17 protein-coding genes are annotated in these 16,219 nt (G+C 65.4%); 4 read left to right on the forward strand and 13 right to left on the reverse strand.

What is annotated here, in order from left to right; genetic code table 11:
- Window positions 1-26: 26 nt before the first annotated feature.
- From ACAH41_RS27625 to guaB, 5 genes are all read right to left on the reverse strand, one after another.
- Window positions 27-635 carry a 2'-5' RNA ligase family protein gene (locus tag ACAH41_RS27625; protein ID WP_325655254.1) on the reverse strand — a complete coding sequence of 203 codons (609 nt, stop codon included), beginning with the start codon at window positions 633-635 and terminating at the stop codon, window positions 27-29.
- 70 nt (window positions 636-705) lie between these two features.
- Window positions 706-918, reverse strand: coding sequence for a hypothetical protein (locus ACAH41_RS27630; protein ID WP_370538697.1), 213 nt, complete (start codon window positions 916-918; stop codon window positions 706-708).
- A gap of 28 nt (window positions 919-946) precedes the next feature.
- The gene (gene guaA, locus ACAH41_RS27635; protein WP_325655250.1) at window positions 947-2,551 is read right to left on the reverse strand and encodes a glutamine-hydrolyzing GMP synthase; all 1,605 of its coding nucleotides are present in this window, start codon (window positions 2,549-2,551) and stop codon (window positions 947-949) included.
- A gap of 42 nt (window positions 2,552-2,593) precedes the next feature.
- Window positions 2,594-3,889, reverse strand: a complete 1,296-nt coding sequence (locus tag ACAH41_RS27640) for an MFS transporter (protein WP_370538698.1) — start codon at window positions 3,887-3,889, stop codon at window positions 2,594-2,596.
- Between the two features lie 67 nt (window positions 3,890-3,956).
- Complete coding sequence (guaB, locus tag ACAH41_RS27645; protein WP_325655246.1) at window positions 3,957-5,429, reverse strand: IMP dehydrogenase; 1,473 nt, start codon at window positions 5,427-5,429, stop codon at window positions 3,957-3,959.
- Window positions 5,430-5,722: 293 nt separating this feature from the next.
- On the opposite strand from guaB, the gene ACAH41_RS27650 reads away from it, so the two are divergent.
- Window positions 5,723-6,211, forward strand: a complete 489-nt coding sequence (locus ACAH41_RS27650; RefSeq protein WP_325655244.1) for a DUF4124 domain-containing protein — start codon at window positions 5,723-5,725, stop codon at window positions 6,209-6,211.
- A gap of 40 nt (window positions 6,212-6,251) precedes the next feature.
- Here the strand turns inward: ACAH41_RS27650 and ACAH41_RS27655 are convergent, their stop codons facing one another.
- Both ACAH41_RS27655 and ACAH41_RS27660 read right to left on the reverse strand, forming a co-directional pair.
- Window positions 6,252-6,581 (reverse strand): RnfH family protein, encoded by a 330-nt coding sequence (locus ACAH41_RS27655; protein ID WP_325655243.1) that lies wholly within the window; start codon window positions 6,579-6,581, stop codon window positions 6,252-6,254.
- Window positions 6,568-7,020: a type II toxin-antitoxin system RatA family toxin gene (locus ACAH41_RS27660; RefSeq protein WP_325655241.1), complete on the reverse strand. Its 453-nt coding sequence runs from the start codon at window positions 7,018-7,020 to the stop codon at window positions 6,568-6,570. Before ACAH41_RS27660 ends, ACAH41_RS27655 begins: the two co-directional genes overlap by 14 nt.
- A 65-nt stretch (window positions 7,021-7,085) precedes the next feature.
- Here ACAH41_RS27660 and smpB point away from each other — a divergent pair, with 65 nt between their 5' ends.
- A complete protein-coding gene (gene smpB, locus ACAH41_RS27665; RefSeq protein ID WP_141287387.1) occupies window positions 7,086-7,565 on the forward strand; it encodes an SsrA-binding protein SmpB in 480 nt (159 codons plus the stop codon).
- Between the two features lie 123 nt (window positions 7,566-7,688).
- Here the strand turns inward: smpB and ACAH41_RS27670 are convergent, their stop codons facing one another.
- Window positions 7,689-8,954, reverse strand: a complete 1,266-nt coding sequence (locus ACAH41_RS27670; RefSeq protein ID WP_325655239.1) for a choice-of-anchor tandem repeat GloVer-containing protein — start codon at window positions 8,952-8,954, stop codon at window positions 7,689-7,691.
- A 247-nt stretch (window positions 8,955-9,201) separates the two neighbouring features.
- On the opposite strand from ACAH41_RS27670, the gene pip reads away from it, so the two are divergent.
- A complete protein-coding gene (pip, locus tag ACAH41_RS27675; RefSeq protein WP_325655237.1) occupies window positions 9,202-10,188 on the forward strand; it encodes a prolyl aminopeptidase in 987 nt (328 codons plus the stop codon).
- Here the strand turns inward: pip and ACAH41_RS27680 are convergent.
- Both ACAH41_RS27680 and rimO read right to left on the reverse strand, forming a co-directional pair.
- A complete protein-coding gene (locus ACAH41_RS27680; RefSeq protein WP_325655235.1) occupies window positions 10,185-11,456 on the reverse strand; it encodes a PLP-dependent transferase in 1,272 nt (423 codons plus the stop codon). The two genes, pip and ACAH41_RS27680, sit on opposite strands and share 4 nt — an antisense overlap.
- A 17-nt stretch (window positions 11,457-11,473) precedes the next feature.
- On the reverse strand, window positions 11,474-12,886 hold the full coding sequence (gene rimO, locus ACAH41_RS27685) for a 30S ribosomal protein S12 methylthiotransferase RimO (protein ID WP_325655234.1): 1,413 nt from the start codon (window positions 12,884-12,886) through the stop codon (window positions 11,474-11,476).
- Window positions 12,887-13,295: 409 nt separating this feature from the next.
- Between rimO and ACAH41_RS27690 the strand changes: the two genes are divergently transcribed.
- Window positions 13,296-14,354 carry an AAA family ATPase gene (locus ACAH41_RS27690; protein WP_325655232.1) on the forward strand — a complete coding sequence of 353 codons (1,059 nt, stop codon included), beginning with the start codon at window positions 13,296-13,298 and terminating at the stop codon, window positions 14,352-14,354.
- Between the two features lie 129 nt (window positions 14,355-14,483).
- Here the strand turns inward: ACAH41_RS27690 and phaR are convergent, their stop codons facing one another.
- From phaR to ACAH41_RS27705, 3 genes are all read right to left on the reverse strand, one after another.
- Window positions 14,484-15,083, reverse strand: a complete 600-nt coding sequence (gene phaR, locus ACAH41_RS27695) for a polyhydroxyalkanoate synthesis repressor PhaR (RefSeq protein ID WP_325655231.1) — start codon at window positions 15,081-15,083, stop codon at window positions 14,484-14,486.
- 276 nt (window positions 15,084-15,359) lie between these two features.
- Entirely contained in the window at window positions 15,360-15,875 is a 516-nt protein-coding gene (locus tag ACAH41_RS27700; protein ID WP_231011139.1) for a MerR family DNA-binding transcriptional regulator, read from the reverse strand.
- Window positions 15,875-16,171, reverse strand: coding sequence for an SCP2 sterol-binding domain-containing protein (locus tag ACAH41_RS27705; RefSeq protein ID WP_325655228.1), 297 nt, complete (start codon window positions 16,169-16,171; stop codon window positions 15,875-15,877). Before ACAH41_RS27705 ends, ACAH41_RS27700 begins: the two co-directional genes overlap by 1 nt.
- Window positions 16,172-16,219: the final 48 nt, after the last annotated feature.

The following is a 16,219-nucleotide window of genomic DNA, read 5'->3' on the forward strand; positions in this document are numbered from 1 at the left end:
GGGACAGAGCAGCAGGCTTGCCCGGTTCAAGCTGCGGGTCCGAGGGGCCAGCGTCCCAGCACGAAGTACACGCTCTGGCCAATCAGGCTGTGCACCAGCACCAGCTCCCTTGCCTGCCAGCTCACGGGCTCGATCGCCTGCACCGGCACGGTCTTCAGGTCATAGGCCAGCGTCATGTGCGGCGTGAAGCGCTTTTCCACCTCGCGCGCCAGGCCGGCATGCGCCATGCGCACGCCAACCTCACGCTGCAGCGAGATCACGCCGGAAAGGTTCTCTTCGCTGCCCACCAGCACAAACGGCGGGTTGCTGCTGTGCTTGCCAAAGCTCATCACGCCGCTGAAGCTCAGCGTGAAACACGGGTGGGCCAGCGTTTCGCCGGCCTGGCTGGCGCGGTTCACCATCAGTTCCGGCACTTCGGGAAAGTCACCCAGGTGATGCAGCGTAATGTGCAGCCGGTTCTCGCCGACGGGGCGGCCGCGCACGCCATGGGCCACACGCAAATCAGCGCCAAGCTTGAACAGCCGCGCGGCGTCCTGCTCATCCGGCATGAGTGCGAAAAACAGCCGGTTTAGCGCCGGCCTGGCCACCGGCGCGTCGCCCAGCAAGGACATCTGCTCGAAACCATCGTTGCCCATTTCCGTGCCTCCCCTGCGCGCATGGCCGCTCGACCCGCACGCATGCAAACTTCAGACCGAGAGGGTTCCCTCAGGGCTTCTCGCCGGCATCGGCCCTTTCCAGGGCTTGCTGGTGCTGCAGCGTTGCGGCGTCGATTTGCTTGGCCACCTCGTTGGCCACCTGGCTGGGTGGAACCTGCCGCACGCTCTGGCCGTCAGCGGTCGGCACCGCAACCGGCACCGCAACCGGCGTCTTCAGCCGCTCACGCGCCAACCATCCCACACCCAGCAGCGCAATCAACACCACGATGAGGCCAGTCCCGCGCATCAGCTCATTCCCACTCGATGGTTGCCGGCGGCTTGCTCGACACGTCGTAGGTCACACGGTTGATGCCACGCACCTCGTTGATGATGCGGCCGGAGACCTTCTTCAGCAGGCTGTAGGGCAGCTCGGCCCAGTCTGCCGTCATGAAGTCGCTGGTCTGCACGGCGCGCAGCGCAACCACGTAGTCGTAGGTGCGGCCATCGCCCATCACGCCCACGCTCTTGACCGGCAGGAACACGGTGAAAGCCTGGCTCGTCAGCTCGTACCAGTTCTTGCCGCTGGCCGGGTCCACCGCCGCGCGCAATTCCTCGATGAAGATCGCATCGGCGCGTTGCAGCAGCGTGACGTACTCGGGCTTCACCTCGCCGAGCACACGCACGCCCAGGCCCGGGCCGGGGAACGGGTGGCGGTAGACCATGTCGTGCGGCAGCCCCAGCGCCACGCCCAACTCGCGCACCTCGTCCTTGAACAACTCGCGCAGCGGCTCCAGCAGCTTCAGGCCCAACTGCTCCGGCAGGCCGCCCACGTTGTGGTGGCTCTTGATCGTCACGGCCTTCTTGGTCTTGGTGCCGCCGCTCTCGACCACGTCCGGGTAGATCGTGCCTTGGGCCAGCCATTTGGCACCTTTGGCCGATGCATCCGCGGCTTTCAGCTTGGCCGCTTCGGCCTTGAAGACTTCGACAAACTCGCGGCCGATGATCTTGCGCTTCTGCTCGGGGTCGGACACGCCCGCCAGGTGGCCGAGGAACTGTGCGCTGGCGTCCACGTGCACGACCTTGGCATGCAGCCGGCCAGCGAACATCTCCATCACCATGCGGCCTTCGTTCAGGCGCAGCAGGCCATGGTCGACGAACACGCAGGTGAGCTGGTCGCCAATGGCGCGGTGGATCAGCGCTGCGGCCACCGATGAATCGACGCCGCCCGACAGGCCGAGGATGACCTCTTCGTCGCCCACCTGTTCGCGAATGCGCGCCACGGCTTCGTCGACATAGCTGTCCATCACCCAGTCGGCCTTGGCCTCGGCGATCTCCAGCACGAAGCGGTTCAGCAGTTCCCGGCCCTGCACGGTGTGCGTCACTTCCGGGTGGAACTGCACACCGTAATAGCCGCGGCTCTCATCGGCCATGCCGGCAATCGGGCAGCTGGGCGTGCTGGCCATCAGCTTGAAGCCGGGCGGCAATGCGGTGACCTTGTCGCCGTGGCTCATCCAGACCTTCAGCATGCCGTGGCCCTCAGTCGTGCTGAAGTCTTCGATGCCTTGCAGCAGCCGGGTGTGGCCATGCGCGCGCACCTCGGCATAACCGAACTCGCGATGATCGGCCGGCTCCACTTCTCCGCCCTGCTGCACCGCCATCGCGAACATGCCGTAGCAGATGCCGAGCACCGGCACGCCCAGGTCCCAGACCGCCTGCGGCGCCCGCAGTTCGTGGTCTTCGTAGGTGCTGGCGTGGCTGCCCGACAGGATGATGCCCTTGGGTGCGAACTCGCGGATGAAATCGTCCGACACGTCGTTCGGATGGATCTCGCAGAACACCTTGGCTTCGCGCACGCGGCGTGCGATCAGCTGGGTGACCTGGGAGCCGAAATCGAGGATCAGGATCTTGTCGTGCATGGCGTTCAAAGGACGGAAAAGATTCGGGGAATGCGTGAAGTCTCAGGCCGAAGCTGGGGCTTCGCGGCTTGCGGCGCGGCGCACGCGCGAGAAGTGCACCACGGCCATCACCGTGGCCGCGGCCTGCAGCAGCGCGCAGAGGTAATAAGGCGCGCCAATGCGCCAGTCGCCGCGCGGCAGGTGGGCGACTTCCTTCAGCAGCAAGGGACCGATGACAGGCGCAAGCACCATCATCAAACTGGACAGGCCGGACACTGCGCCCATGGTCTGTCCCTGGGACTTGGGGTCGGCAGCGTTCGAGATCAGGCTTTGCAGCGTGGTGGCAGCGGCGAAGCCGAAGACGTTGGCGGCGATCACCGCATACATCATCCAGCCTTCGGTGGCCGCGCCCCAGCCGGCATAGCACAGCGAAGAAGAAATCAACCCGACGATGGCCAGCTTTTCCAGCGGCATCCACTTGGTGAAGCGGCCGATCAGCACACCCTGCACCAGCACCGACATCACGCCCACCGCAAACAGCGAAGCTCCGATCTGCTCCGGGTCCCACCCGAACTTCAGCTCGGTGTAGAGCGCCCAGGTGGTGTGCAGGATGAACTGGGCCAGCGAAGCAAAGGCAATCACGATCAGCAGCGCGCCAACACCCTTCAGCGCCATCAGGTGCTTCAGCGAGCCCACCGGGTTGACCTTCTTCCAGCTGAAGGGCTGGCGCCGCTCCGGTGGCAGCGATTCGGGCAACACAAAGAAACCGTACAGCCAGTTGCACAGCGCCAGCGTGCCGGCCACGAAAAACGGCAGCCGCAGGTTGATGCCGCCCAGCAGCCCGCCGATCACCGGCCCGAGGATGAAGCCCAGGCCGAACATCGCGCCCAGCATGCCGTAGCGCTTGGCGCGATCTTCGGGGGGCGTGATGTCGGCCACGTAGGCGTTGGCGACGGCCGCGTTGGCCTGCATCGCGCCGCTGAACAGGCGCACCGCCACCAGCATCCAGTATTCGGTGGCCAGCGCCGTGCCGAAGAAGCTGACTGCCAGGCCGCTGAAGCCCATCAGCAGCACCGGCCTGCGGCCGAAGCGGTCCGAGAGCGCGCCCAGGATGGGCGAGCCAATGAAGTTGGCGAAGGCGAAGGCCATTGCCACGGTCGCATAAGCACCCACCTGTTCGGTCGGCGTGCGTGCAAAGGTGCCCACAAGCTTGGGCAGTACCGGGATGATCAGCCCGATCGAGATCATGTCGATCAGCACCGTCAGCATGATGAACGGCATCGCGGCCGCTCGCCGCTTGCTGCCGTCCCGCGGAGCTGCTGGTGGTGTGGACTGGCCGGAGGGCTCGCTTGGGGGCATGTCGAAGCAGTGTCAGAAACACGGCGCCCGGCCAAGGCCGGGCGCTGCAGCGATCGTCACAGGGCGATCATTCAGCGCGGTAGTTCGGCGCTTCCTTGGTGATCTGCACGTCGTGCACATGACTCTCGCGGATGCCGGCCGAGGTGATCTCGACGAACTCGGCACGCTCGCGCATGTCGTCTATCGTCGCGCAACCGCAGTAGCCCATCGAGGCGCGCAGGCCGCCAGCCATCTGGAAGATGATCGAGACCATCGAGCCCTTGTAGGGCACGCGGCCTTCGATGCCTTCGGGCACCAGCTTGTCGGCATTCGGGTTGCTGGTCTCGTCGGCTTCCTGGAAGTAGCGGTCCGCCGAGCCGGCCTTCATCGCACCGATCGAGCCCATGCCACGGTAGCTCTTGTAGCTGCGGCCTTGGTACAGGATGACTTCGCCGGGTGCTTCTTCGGTGCCGGCGAACATGCCGCCCATCATCACCGTGCTGGCGCCGGCCGCAATGGCCTTGGAGATGTCGCCCGAGTAGCGCACGCCGCCGTCCGCGATCAGCGGCACGCCAGTGCCACGCAGCGCGGTGGCCACGTTGTCGATCGCAGTGATCTGCGGCACGCCAACACCTGCGACGATGCGCGTGGTGCAGATCGAGCCCGGGCCGATGCCGACCTTCACGCCGTCCGCACCGGCTTCGGCCAATGCCAAAGCCGCGGAGCCGGTGGCAATGTTGCCGCCGATCACGTCGATGTGCGGATAGTTTTTCTTGACCCAGCGCACGCGCTCGATCACGCCGGCCGAATGGCCGTGCGCGGTATCGACCACCAGCGCGTCCACGCCGGCTTTCACCAGCAGTTCAACGCGCTCTTCGGTGCCGTCACCCACGCCGACTGCGGCGCCAACGCGCAGCTTGCCCTGTGCATCGCGCGCAGCGTTCGGGAAGCTGGTCTGCTTGGTGATGTCTTTCACCGTGAACAGGCCGCGCAGTTCGGATGCGTCGTTCAGCACCAGCACGCGTTCGAGCTTGTGCTGGTGCATCAGCGCCTTGGCTTCCGCCAGCGTGGCACCTTCGCGCACGGTGATCAGCCGCTCGCGCGTCGTCATGATCTCGCTCACCGGGGCATCGAGCCGCGTTTCGAAACGCAGGTCGCGGCCGGTGATGATGCCCACCACGCGACCGTTTTCGACCACCGGGAAACCGGAGATGCCGTGGGCACGCGAGAGTTCGATCACGTCGCGCACACGGGCGCCGGGGGCGATGGTGATCGGGTCCTTCAGCAGGCCTGATTCATAGCGCTTGACACGCGCCACCTCGGCGGCCTGCTGCTTGGGCGGCAGGTTCTTGTGCACGATGCCGATGCCACCTTCCTGCGCAATGGCGATCGCGAGGCGGGCTTCGGTCACGGTGTCCATCGCCGCTGAGACCAGCGGCAGATTGAGCACGATGTTGCGGGAAAAGTGGGTGGCCAGCGATGTGTCTCGCGGCAGCACCTGGGAGAAGGCCGGGACCAACAACACATCGTCGAAGGTCAGCGCTTTGCCTAGAAGGCGCATAAGGAAAGCTCCAGACGCAAAAGCGGATTATACGGAAAGACCGAACAGGCGTCACGGCGCGAGCTTGCGTGGCCGCACAAGCCGCGGCCGGCCATGCCCCGCCTTTCAGCCGCGGGTGGCGACCGCCCGGCTGCAGTGCCCTGCCAAAGCGGCAAGAAACCGAGGTAACAAGGCGCTCGCGTCACGGGACGCCCACTACACTAAGCCTTGGTTTGGACGTCCGCTTGCGCATCGACATGAAGCTTTCCCGCCCTGGTTTTTCTGCTCCGTTGTCAGCGGTCTTGTTGGCGCTCATGGCGCTGTCCGCTTCGAATGCTTCCGCGCAGGCCATCTGGAAATGGCGTGACCGCGATGGCCACCTGCAGGTCAGCGACCGTGCACCGCCGGTCGACGTGCCGGACAAGGACATCCTGCAGCGCCCGGGCACTGCGCGCGGTGTGACCGTTGGCGCCAGCGCCCCGCTGGACGCCGGCACCGACGCATTGATCCCGGCACCCGGCGCCTCCGCCCCTTCGACCGACCGCGAACTAGAAGCCCGCAAGCGCAAGCTGATGGCCGACCAGGCGGCCCAGAAGCAGGCCAAGGAAGCGGCGGACAAGGAGCGCACCGCAGGGATCAAGGCCGAAAACTGCCGCCGCGCGCGCAACCAGCTGAAAACACTGGAAAGCGGCGTGCGCATTTCGCGGCCCAACGAACAGGGCGAGCGCGAAGTGCTGGACGACCAGGGCCGCGAGCAGGAAACCCAGCGCGCCCGCGACCTGGTCAGCACCAACTGCAACTGAGCGAACCGCGAAGGCCTGCCGGCCGCTGCGCGCCAGCCCCTCAAGCCCGGCCCGGCTTGCTTCCCGTTTGCCGACGGTAGCGCTGGCGGCGCGCTTCTTTCGGATCGACCTGCAATGGCCGGTAGACCTCCACCCGATCAGCCTCGCGCAACAGCGCGTTCAGCGGCTGCGGCCTGGCCCAGATGCCCACGCTGAACTGCTCGTCCAGGTGCAGCCCGTGGCGGGCCACGATGCCGCTGGCATGCAGCGCGTCGGCCACCGTCGCGCCCTGCGGCAAGGTCAGCCGGACGTGGTCCACGCTGCGCGGACCGCTGCCATACACCACCTCGACGTGCAGCAGCGCCGCGGGCGCAGCCTCAGCGCTTGCCATACACCTGCTCGGCGCGGGTAACGAAGGCGTCGACGAAGGTGTTGGCCACGCGGTCGAACACGGGGCTCAGCACCATTTCCAGCGGCCGGCTGGAAAACGCATAGCGCAAGTCGAACTCGATCTTGCAGGCCTGCTCAGGCGCGCCTGGCTTGCCCAGCGGCAGGAACTGCCACAGGCCGTCCAGCGTCGAGAACGGGCCGTCCACCAGTTCCATGCGGACCTCGCGGTCCGGCACATTGGTGTTGCGGGTGGTGAAGGCATGGCGCAACCCGGCGTAAGCCAGGTGCAGCTTGCCGGTCATGCTGTGCGCGTCCTGCGAGAGGATTTCAGCGCGCTCGCACCACGGCAGGAACTGCGGATAGGCAGCCACATCGGTGACCAGCCGGAACATCTCGGCTGGCGAGTACCAGAGCAGGACGGACTTCTTGACGTGCTTCATACAATGCAGGGCATTCTAGGCGGCCGTGCCTTTCCTTTGGCCTCGCCGCCCTCACCTTCCACCTCATGTCCACCACCTCTGCCTACATTGCCGAAAACCGCCGCGCGCGCTTCGAATACCACATCGACGAACAGTTCGAAGCCGGCGTGGTGCTCGAGGGCTGGGAGGTCAAGGCCATCCGCGCGGGCCAGGTGCAGCTGACCGATGGCTACGTGCTGATCCGCGGCGGCGAGCTGTTCATGATCGGCTGCCGCATCAATGCCCTGGGCAGCGCCTCCACCCACGTCAACCCCGAGGCCGACCGGACCAAGAAGCTGCTGCTGCACAAGGAGCAGATCAAGCGCCTGGTCGGCAAGGTCGAGCAGCGCGGCTTCACGCTGGTGCCGCTGAACCTGCACTACAAGGGCGGCCGCGTAAAGGCCGAGATCGCACTGGCCAAGGGCAAGGCCCAGCACGACAAGCGTGAGACCGAAAAGAAGCGGGATTGGGAGCGGGAAAAGGGCCAGTTGATGAGACACAAAGTCTCATCCAATCCGAAGGATTGAGCGCGAAGCGCTGGCTGGGCCTTTCGCTAAAAGGGGCAACTGATGCGCCACAAGGTCTCGTCCCCCAGCAAGGACTGACCGGCCTGGCGCTCAAGCGCGGGCCGGCCCTGCTCACGTTGGCCCTCAGGGCGTGAGCGTCACCTTGTACAGCGTGCCATTGCTGTACTTGCTGCCACCGCCGGCCGTCATGCCGTAGAGGTTGCCATCGGCAGCGAGCGTGGTGCCGCCCCAGGGGAAACGGCCGTCCTGCTTGCCGCCTTCACCGAAGTTGTGAAGGATCTGGAAGGTGTTGTTCTTCGGCTTGATGGCGTACAGCACGCCGCGCTTGTTGTGGCCGCCCCAGCGGGTCGTGCCGAACAACACACCATCTGCACTGCGCGCCAGCTTGGTGGTCGGGCCATACGGGTGCACGCCGTGGTGGATGAACGAGGACAGCGTGGTGATCGTGCCATCCGTGCCGCGCTTGAAGACCGCGCCGTCGCCGAATTCACCACCGTATTCCGAAACACCGTAGAGGTTGCCGTCGTCATCCTCGATCAGCGAGGCAGACGACAGCGCCGGGTCCTGTTCGCCGCCGGAGTGCATCTGGTTGACGATCTGGAACGTGCCGTCGGCCGGGTTCAGGCGGAAGATCACGCCGACGTTGCTGTCGCCGCCGCTGCGCGTCGTGCCGTAGAGCCAGCCGTCCTGGCTCAGCATCATGGCAGCCAGCGGATGCGCGCCGTCGTCGCCGCCGCCGCTGAAATCGTGCAGCACCTGGTAACCGCTGCCGTCGGTGCGCAGCTTGAAGATCATGCCGTTGTCGCTGCTGCCGTCATTGGCGGACGTGCCATACAGCCAGCCATCCGGACCGGCCGTGAGGAAGGTGTAGCTGACGATGGCAAAAGGCTGCAGCGGCGAGAACGCGTGCAGTGTCTTGACCTCGTGGGTCTTCTTGTCGAAGCGGTAGACCGTGCCGTAGTTGTTCGCGCCACCGAGCTGGGTCGTGCCGTACAGCGCGCCGTCTGCGCCTTCCACCGGCGTCGAGCCCGGCTGGCCGCCCATGGTCTCGTTGCCCGGGAAGCCGGCCAGCATCTTCACGATGCCTTTGTCGTTGAGCCGGAACATCGCGCCATGCAGGTAGTCGCCTGTACCGCCAATCGTCACGCCATACCAGGCGCCGTCGCTGCCGCGAACCAGTTCGGTGCGGCCGTCCTGGCCATCGTCCAGCTTGAAGGCGTACAGCTGGCTCATCGTGGCCGGGATCGGCGTGGTGGCGATGGCCACCTTCGCTGCGCTACCAGCAGCTTGCGCCGCCTGCATCGGCAGGCCCAGCAGCAAGGAAGTGGACAGTGCCAGCGCGGAGAACTGCCAGCCGTGGGTGCGTGAAGAGAGGAAACGAGATGCCATGGTGAAGATTCGGCCTCCTGTGCCGGAAATCGCTGAGGTCTGGAACTGCGCGCCGGGGTTCGGCGCTTCGGAAGGCGTGCCTTTTGGGTTGCCCCCGCTCGTGCCTGCCATTTCGCAATATTGGGACCCGTTGTACGACAACCTTCACTTCATTCGTGGGGGTATCTTCAAAATAACGCGGAGGTGCAAACACCCATGGCGCGCCTAGCCGCCGCGAAGGTCACGGCGCTTGCCGGACAATGTGCCGATGCGCACCGCCCCCACCTCGCTGGACCAAGTCCTCTACCCGCCCATCGAGCCCAACCGCACGGGCCGGCTCGCCGTGGACGACCTGCACACGCTGCACTGGGAGAGCTGTGGCAACCCGGCCGGCATCCCGGTCATCTTCATCCATGGCGGGCCCGGTGCCGGCACGTCGCCCAAGAGCCGCCGCTTCTTCGACCCGGCGAAGTACCACATCGTGCTGCTGGACCAGCGCGGCGCCGGCTTGTCCACGCCGCTGGGCGAATGCGGAGAGAACACCACGCCGCTGCTGATCGCCGACCTCGAACGGCTGCGCGAACTGCTCGGCATCGAGCGCTGGCTGGTGTTTGGCGGCTCCTGGGGCTCGACCCTCTCGCTGGCCTATGCGCAAGCCCATCCCGAGCGCTGCCTGGGCCTGGTGCTGCGCGGCATCTGGCTGGTCAGCGACGAAGAGATCGACTGGTGGCTCTACGGCATGCGCCAGTTTTTCCCCAAGGAATGGGAAGCCTTTGCACAGCAGGTGCCGGAGGACGAGCGAGGCGACCTGCTGGCCGCCTACCACCGCCGGCTTGCCAATGACGACCCTGCGGTGCACACGCCCGCCGCGCGCGCCTGGAGCCGCTACGAAGGCTCGTGCCTGCAGCTGATTCCTGACCCAGTGACCGTGGATTCGTTCGGCGAAGACGCCATCGCGCTCGGCGTCGGCCGGCTCGAAGCGCACTACTTCCACCACCGCGCCTTCCTGCAGCCCGGCCAGTTGCTGGCCGGCGTGCCGAAGATCGCCCACCTGCCCTGCGTCATCGTGCACGGCCGCTACGACGTGATCTGTCCGGTGCGCTATGCGTTTGGGCTAGCAGACGCCTGGCCCAGCGCGAAGCTCGTCGTGGTGCCGGACGCCGGGCACTCCTCCTACGAGCCCGGCATTGCCGCCGAGCTGGTCAAGGCGACCGACGCCTTCACGCTGGAAGACGGCGGCGGCTTCGTCGCCTAGTCTGCGGCCTGGGTGACGGCTGGGACCGCTGCTGGCGTCGCGGTTTCCGCCAGCTTCGCCAGGCCTTGCGCGAGGTCGGCAATCAGGTCATCGGTCGCTTCGAGGCCAATGCACAGGCGCACAAGCGTGCCTTGGTACGGCGTGGCCAGCTTGCGCATGCCCTTGGCCTGGTAAGGCACTGCCAGGCTGACCGGGCCGCCCCAACTCCAGCCAATGTGGAAGTAGCGCAGCCCGTCCACAAAGGCATCGACCTGGGCAGGGGTGTACTGCGCGTTGATCTCCAGCGTCAGCAAGCCGGCAGCAGCCTTGCAGTGCGAGGCCCAGTGCGCATGGCCAGGCGAGCCGGGCAGCGCCGGGTGCAGCACCCGCGCCACCTGCGGCTGGGCCTGCGCCCATTCGGCAATGCGGCGGGCCGACGCGTCCTGCGCGGCGTAGCGCAGCGGCAGGTTGGGCAAGGCGCGCAGCACCAGCTCCACGTCGTTCATGCCCACGCCAATGCCCAGGCGGCTGTGGGTCCACGTCAGCTTGTCGTTGAGCGCATCGTCGCGGCAGGCGATCGAACCCATCAGCACGTCGCCGCCCCCGGACGGGTACTTGGTCAGCGCATGGATGGTCACGTCCACGCCCAGCCCCTCGCCGAGATCGAAGGCATTGAACGCAATGCCGGCGCCCCAGGTGTTGTCCAGCGCAATGACGGCCTGCGGCGCCTTCTCGCGCACCGTGCGCACCAGCGCGCGCAGGTCCGGGAACTCCAGCGTCACCGAGCCGGCGGCTTCCAGCCACACCAGCTTGACCTCGCGGTCCAGCTGCGCGGCGAGCGAACCCGGCTGCATCGGGTCATACAGCCGCTGGCTGATGCCCCAGCGCGCCAGCTCGTTGCGTGCGAAGTCCTTGCTGGGGTTGTACGCGTTGTCCGGCAGCAGCATCGCGTCGCCCTGCTGCAGCAGCGCCATGTCGACAATGGTCAGCGCCGACAGACCGCTGGGCGCCAGGATCACATGCCTGGCGCCCTCCAGGCTGGCCAGCCGCGCTTCCAGCGTGAAGCTGGTCGGCGTGCCGTGCAGCCCGTAGGTGTAGCCGCTCTTGTCGGCCCAGGTGCGCTCGCGCAGCGCGGCCACGGTCGGGAAATAGACCGTGGAGCCTTTGAACACCGGCACCGCGGGGGATTCGAAATCCGCCGGTGGCCGGTATGGATGGTGGATCAGCTCGGTGGCCAGCGTTTCATCGCGCTGGGGCGTGGGGATACCGCCTTCGGAGGTGTCGCTCATGCTGTCGTGGGCGGCATTCAGATCGGTTCGCCGACCAGGTCGTGGCCTTCGGCGGCCACGATGCGGGCACGGGCGAATTCGCCCACGCGCAGCTGGGTCGAGGCCTTGGCCGGCGGCAGCAGCCGCACCGTGCCGTCGATCTCGGGCGCGTCCGCATAGGTGCGCGCCACGCCGCCGCGGCGGCCCATCGCCGGTGCGCTGTCGACCAGCACCTGCATCGTGGAGCCAATGCGCCGCCGCAGCCGGTTGATCGACACCTCTTCGGCCACCGCCATGAAGCGCGCACGGCGCTCCTCGCGCAGTTCGTCGGGCAAGGCGCCCGGCAGCTCGTTCGCGGCAGCGCCGGTCACCGGGCTGTAGGCGAAACAGCCGGCACGGTCGATCTGCGCCTCGCGCACGAAGTCCAGCAGGTACTGGAACTCTTCTTCGGTCTCGCCAGGGAAGCCGGCGATGAAGGTCGAGCGCACGACGATCTCCGGGCACAGTTCGCGCCAGCGCTGGATGCGCTCCAGGTTGCGCTCGCCGCTGGCCGGGCGCTTCATGCGCTTGAGCACGTCCGGGTGGGCGTGCTGCAGCGGCACGTCCAGGTAAGGCAGCACCAGGCCTTCGGCCATCAGCGGCACCACGTCGTCCACGTGCGGATACGGGTAGACATAGTGCAGCCGCACCCAGGCGCCGTGCTGCTTGGCAATCTCGCCCAGCTTGGCCACCAGGTCCAGCATGCGGGTCTTGACCGGCTGGCCGTCCCAGAAGCCGGTGCGGTACTTCACGTCCACGCCGTAGGCCGAAGTGTCCTGGCTGACAACCAGCAGTTCCTTCACGCCGCCTTCGAACAGCGCCTTGGCTTCCTTCAGCACATCGCCCACCGGCCGCGAGACCAGGTCGCCGCGCATGCTGGGGATGATGCAGAAGGTGCAGCGGTGGTTGCAGCCTTCGCTGATCTTCAGGTAGGCGTAGTGCCGCGGCGTCAGCTTGATGCCGGCGCCCGGGATGCCACCAGGAATCAGGTCAAGGAACGGGTCGTGCGGCTTGGGCACGTGCGTGTGCACCGCATCCATCACTTCTTGTGTGGCGTGCGGCCCGGTCACGGCCAGCACCTTGGGGTGGATCTCCCGCACCAGATTGCCGCCGCCGTCGCCCTGCTTGGCGCCCAGGCAGCCGGTGACGATCACCTTGCCGTTGGCAGTCAGCGCCTCGCCAATTGCGTCCAGGCTTTCCTTCACCGCGTCATCGATGAAGCCGCAGGTGTTGACGATCACCAGGTCAGCACCCTGGTAGGTCTTGCTGGTGCGGTAGCCCTCGGCAGAGAGCTGCGTCAGGATCAGTTCGGAATCGGTCAAGGCCTTGGGACATCCAAGGCTGACAAACGCAACGGTAGGCGGCTGCTGGCTGGTGACGGGCACCGGCGGGCTGGCGAGGTCTTGGCTCATGGAGCCGATTGTCGCAAACCCCGTCGCCCAGCGCCCGGCCGCCGGCCCAAGCCCGGCGCCGTTTCAGCTCATTTGTGCTCCAGGTGCCTGCTGGCTAGCCGCATTTCTGATCCCGGTAGACATCGAAAAGGGCTCTTTGCGGAAAAGGCCCTCACGAAAGCGATGCAAGACAACCGCTCAGAATCGGTCATTGAGTTGACTGCGTTCCCATCGTTCCCATGCTCCCAAACGCGTGCCGAGGGTCTTGCACCGATCCGACCACAGGCCCCGAGCAGTCCATGCCCCCAAGAGCCAAGCAGCGCCCCCATCCACCGATTCCCGCGCCAGCGGGCCGCATCCGGCCGTGCTCTTACCAGTAAACGAGCATGCTCGGATACGATGTGCGCAGCAACAACGGAGAAGCCCCGATATGGCCGTTTACTCTTTCTGGAACAACAAGGGCGGCGTCGGCAAGAGCTACTTGACTTTTCAAGTCGCAGCCGAATATGCCCGCACACATCCAGAGCAAAAGGTCCTAGTGATTGATCTGTGTCCTCAGGCGAACTCATCGTCGATGCTGTTGGGAGGCATCCTTGCCGGTGAAGCGAATCTGAACGCTATCCACCAAGGAGCCAATCGGCAAACGATCTCTGGCTATATCGACGAGCGAATCTTCAGCCCTTACGCGAATCCGCAATCGGGTGGCCGGTTTGCCACCCAAGTCAGTCGGATCAACGCGGCCGTTCCGGCCAATCTCTACCTCGTCGTAGGCGATGAGCAGTTGGAGATCCAGGCTTCGCGAGTAACCGCGGCGACACTCGCCGGACCTGCCGACGCTTGGCGCATTGTCCACACTTGGATCAGCGACCTTATCGCTGATATCCGCCGCTCATGGAACGAGCAGCCCATGACGGTATTCATCGACTGCAACCCCAGCTTTTCGATCTACACAGAACTGGCGCTCTCTGCCTCAGATCGTCTGATCGTCCCATTCTCTGCTGATGGCTCGTCGAAACGTGCTGTCCGGGCGGTGCTTTCGCTGGTATTCGGTGTTCAGCGCTATCAGGGCCAGACACAATCCGAGTACCACATCAACACGCAACGCTATCGAATGGCGCTGCCTCAGCTCTATATGTACGTTGGCAACCGCTTGACTCAAATGAGCGGTACCTCAGCTGCAGCGTTCAAGAGCGTCGTCAACGAGATCGGAGAGGAAATCTACGCGGTCTGGAGAGCCAACGCGAACCTCTTCTGCATCCACCCCACCGGAGCTCCCGTGCCGTCAACGCAGCGCACTTTCAAGAGCATGTTTCAGTACGAGGTCAACGACGCAAACACTGCCTCTGTGGTGTCCGGCGCGCTTGGCGTACCTATCGCAGGGCTTACGTCGGGTACGCGAAACGTTCTAGGAAAGAACGTGATGGTTAACCAGTCGCAACTCGACAAGCAGGTTCCAAACATTCGGGACCTAACAGCGGCTATCGAGTAAGCACCGACCTGCGTGGGCTTCGTCAAGTAAGAAATTGGCCCTTGAAGGCTGCGCGAAACGTAGCCGCTTTGTCTGCGCGCAGCCAAATTTCGGCAGTCTTTCAACTCACTTCGACGCAACCAGAGGAGCTTATTTCGCAGTCTTGTTGCCCACCGGCGGCACCGGAAACACCGGAAAAAGTCCTCCGGCCTGTTTTTGCATCTGCTCTTGCATCTGCACGAAGAGGTTCTTGGACTGCTCCAGGTAGTTGCCCATCAGGCCCTGCATCATCGGGGCCTGGCCGCTCATGAACTGGGTCCACATCTCGGGCGTGAAGGCTGCGGGATCGTAGAGGCCGCGGGCCTGGTCGCCCAGGCGGCTCTGCATGTCGACGAAGGTCTGCAGGTTCTTTTCGAGGTACGAGCCCATCATGCCCTGCATGGCGTGGCCGTAGAAGCGGATGATCTGGGCCAGCATGCGGGCGCTGAACATCGGCATGCCGCCGGCTTCTTCTTCCAGGATGATCTGCAGCAGGATGCTGCGGGTCAGGTCTTCGCCGGTCTTGGCGTCGCGCACCTCGAATTCCGCCCCCTCCAGCACCATCAGCTTCACGTCGGCCAGCGTGATGTAGCTGCTGGTGCGCGTGTCGTAGAGACGGCGATTCGGGTACTTCTTGAGGATGCGGGGCGCACTGGCCGTTTCAGCGGCAGGCTCGGCACTGCCGGGTGCATCCGGGCGGGGTTCGGTCATCAGCAAAAGCTCCCTTCACGGCCCTGGCGGGCCTGCACGGAAAACACGGACTGTAAAAAAACCGGGGAGCTCGCACACGCCGGCGCGGGCTGCGCCGACGCTTGAGACTTCACGGCATGTTGTTCGACAAGGCAACGCAAGCAAGCTGCATGCGCGGCTGCTGCGGTCGATTCTAGGGTGCGCGCCCTGACGTGCCGCCGGGATTTGCCCTTGCACTGACGTGCCAGATTCTGGGCCGCCGGAGCCACGCGGCTGCCGGCGACCACCGTGCCTTGCTCAATCGAGTGCGTTGAGGCCGTTGCGGACTGCGTCGTTGATGACGTGCAGTTCGGCCAGCGTCGCGTCGATGTGGGCGCGCTTCTGCGACAGGTCGGCAATCGCCTGGCTGGTGCGATCGAACACGTACTGCATCTGCTGGCGCCGGCCCTCGCCTTGTGTGCCATACAGGTCCAGGTAATGCTTGATTTCGGCGAGCGAGGAGCCGATGGCCTTGGCGCGCAGGATGAGTGCGAGCCGCGCCCGGTCGCGCCGGGTGTAGACCCGCGTGCCGTTGACGCGGCGCGGACTCAGCAGGCCCTTGTCCTCGTAGAAGCGGATGGCCCGCAGCGAGATGCCGAAGGCCTTGCACAGTTCGGTGATGCCGAACAACTCTGCCGTGTCGTCGTCATGGTGGGCGGCCACCGCGTCTTCGGCCGACAGGCCTTGCATCGCGGCGTCCGAGGGCACGAGGTTGAGGACAGGGGAGGCGGACAGGCTGTTGGCCACGCTGGTGGCGAAGTCGGTCGCTGCCATCACAGCACCCGCTGCAGCTTGAGGGCCACGCTCATGTCGCCCGAGACCTTGAAGCGCCCGGTCATGAAGCCGGTGGTCGGCTCCAGGCGGCCCGCAATCAGGTCGCCCAGTGTCGACAGCTTGAGTGCCACGGTGCAGGCGGCATCGCGGTTGTGGTTGTCCACCGTGTTGGGTTCGGCGCTGCCATCGATCAGCACGACGCCGTCGTCGCCGCAGTCGAATTTCAGCGTGGTGTTCAAGCCGCTTTGCGTGCCAACCTTCTCGCGCAAAGATGCGGTCGCGGAAGCCAGATCCATGGTTGTCTCCTGTGCTGTTGTATCGCGGGTGTGTTCGCTTTGTTGTGT

Origin of the sequence: Ideonella sp. (genome assembly GCF_041287625.1) — a bacterium.
Lineage (GTDB): Bacteria > Pseudomonadota > Gammaproteobacteria > Burkholderiales > Burkholderiaceae_C > Ideonella.

Coding starts and splice junctions, on each gene's coding strand:
- ACAH41_RS27705 (WP_325655228.1), bottom strand. CDS start 16,171: ATGGATCTGGCTTCCGCGACCGCATCTTTGCGCGAGAAGGTTGGCACG.
- rimO (WP_325655234.1), bottom strand. CDS start 12,886: ATGAGCCAAGACCTCGCCAGCCCGCCGGTGCCCGTCACCAGCCAGCAG.
- guaA (WP_325655250.1), bottom strand. CDS start 2,551: ATGCACGACAAGATCCTGATCCTCGATTTCGGCTCCCAGGTCACCCAG.
- ACAH41_RS27680 (WP_325655235.1), bottom strand. CDS start 11,456: ATGAGCGACACCTCCGAAGGCGGTATCCCCACGCCCCAGCGCGATGAA.
- ACAH41_RS27670 (WP_325655239.1), bottom strand. CDS start 8,954: ATGGCATCTCGTTTCCTCTCTTCACGCACCCACGGCTGGCAGTTCTCC.
- guaB (WP_325655246.1), bottom strand. CDS start 5,429: ATGCGCCTTCTAGGCAAAGCGCTGACCTTCGACGATGTGTTGTTGGTC.
- ACAH41_RS27650 (WP_325655244.1), top strand. CDS start 5,723: ATGGCGCTGTCCGCTTCGAATGCTTCCGCGCAGGCCATCTGGAAATGG.
- ACAH41_RS27690 (WP_325655232.1), top strand. CDS start 13,296: ATGGCCGTTTACTCTTTCTGGAACAACAAGGGCGGCGTCGGCAAGAGC.
- ACAH41_RS27625 (WP_325655254.1), bottom strand. CDS start 635: ATGGGCAACGATGGTTTCGAGCAGATGTCCTTGCTGGGCGACGCGCCG.
- ACAH41_RS27700 (WP_231011139.1), bottom strand. CDS start 15,875: ATGGCAGCGACCGACTTCGCCACCAGCGTGGCCAACAGCCTGTCCGCC.
- ACAH41_RS27655 (WP_325655243.1), bottom strand. CDS start 6,581: ATGGCAAGCGCTGAGGCTGCGCCCGCGGCGCTGCTGCACGTCGAGGTG.
- phaR (WP_325655231.1), bottom strand. CDS start 15,083: ATGACCGAACCCCGCCCGGATGCACCCGGCAGTGCCGAGCCTGCCGCT.
- smpB (WP_141287387.1), top strand. CDS start 7,086: ATGTCCACCACCTCTGCCTACATTGCCGAAAACCGCCGCGCGCGCTTC.
- ACAH41_RS27660 (WP_325655241.1), bottom strand. CDS start 7,020: ATGAAGCACGTCAAGAAGTCCGTCCTGCTCTGGTACTCGCCAGCCGAG.
- pip (WP_325655237.1), top strand. CDS start 9,202: ATGCGCACCGCCCCCACCTCGCTGGACCAAGTCCTCTACCCGCCCATC.
- ACAH41_RS27640 (WP_370538698.1), bottom strand. CDS start 3,889: ATGCCCCCAAGCGAGCCCTCCGGCCAGTCCACACCACCAGCAGCTCCG.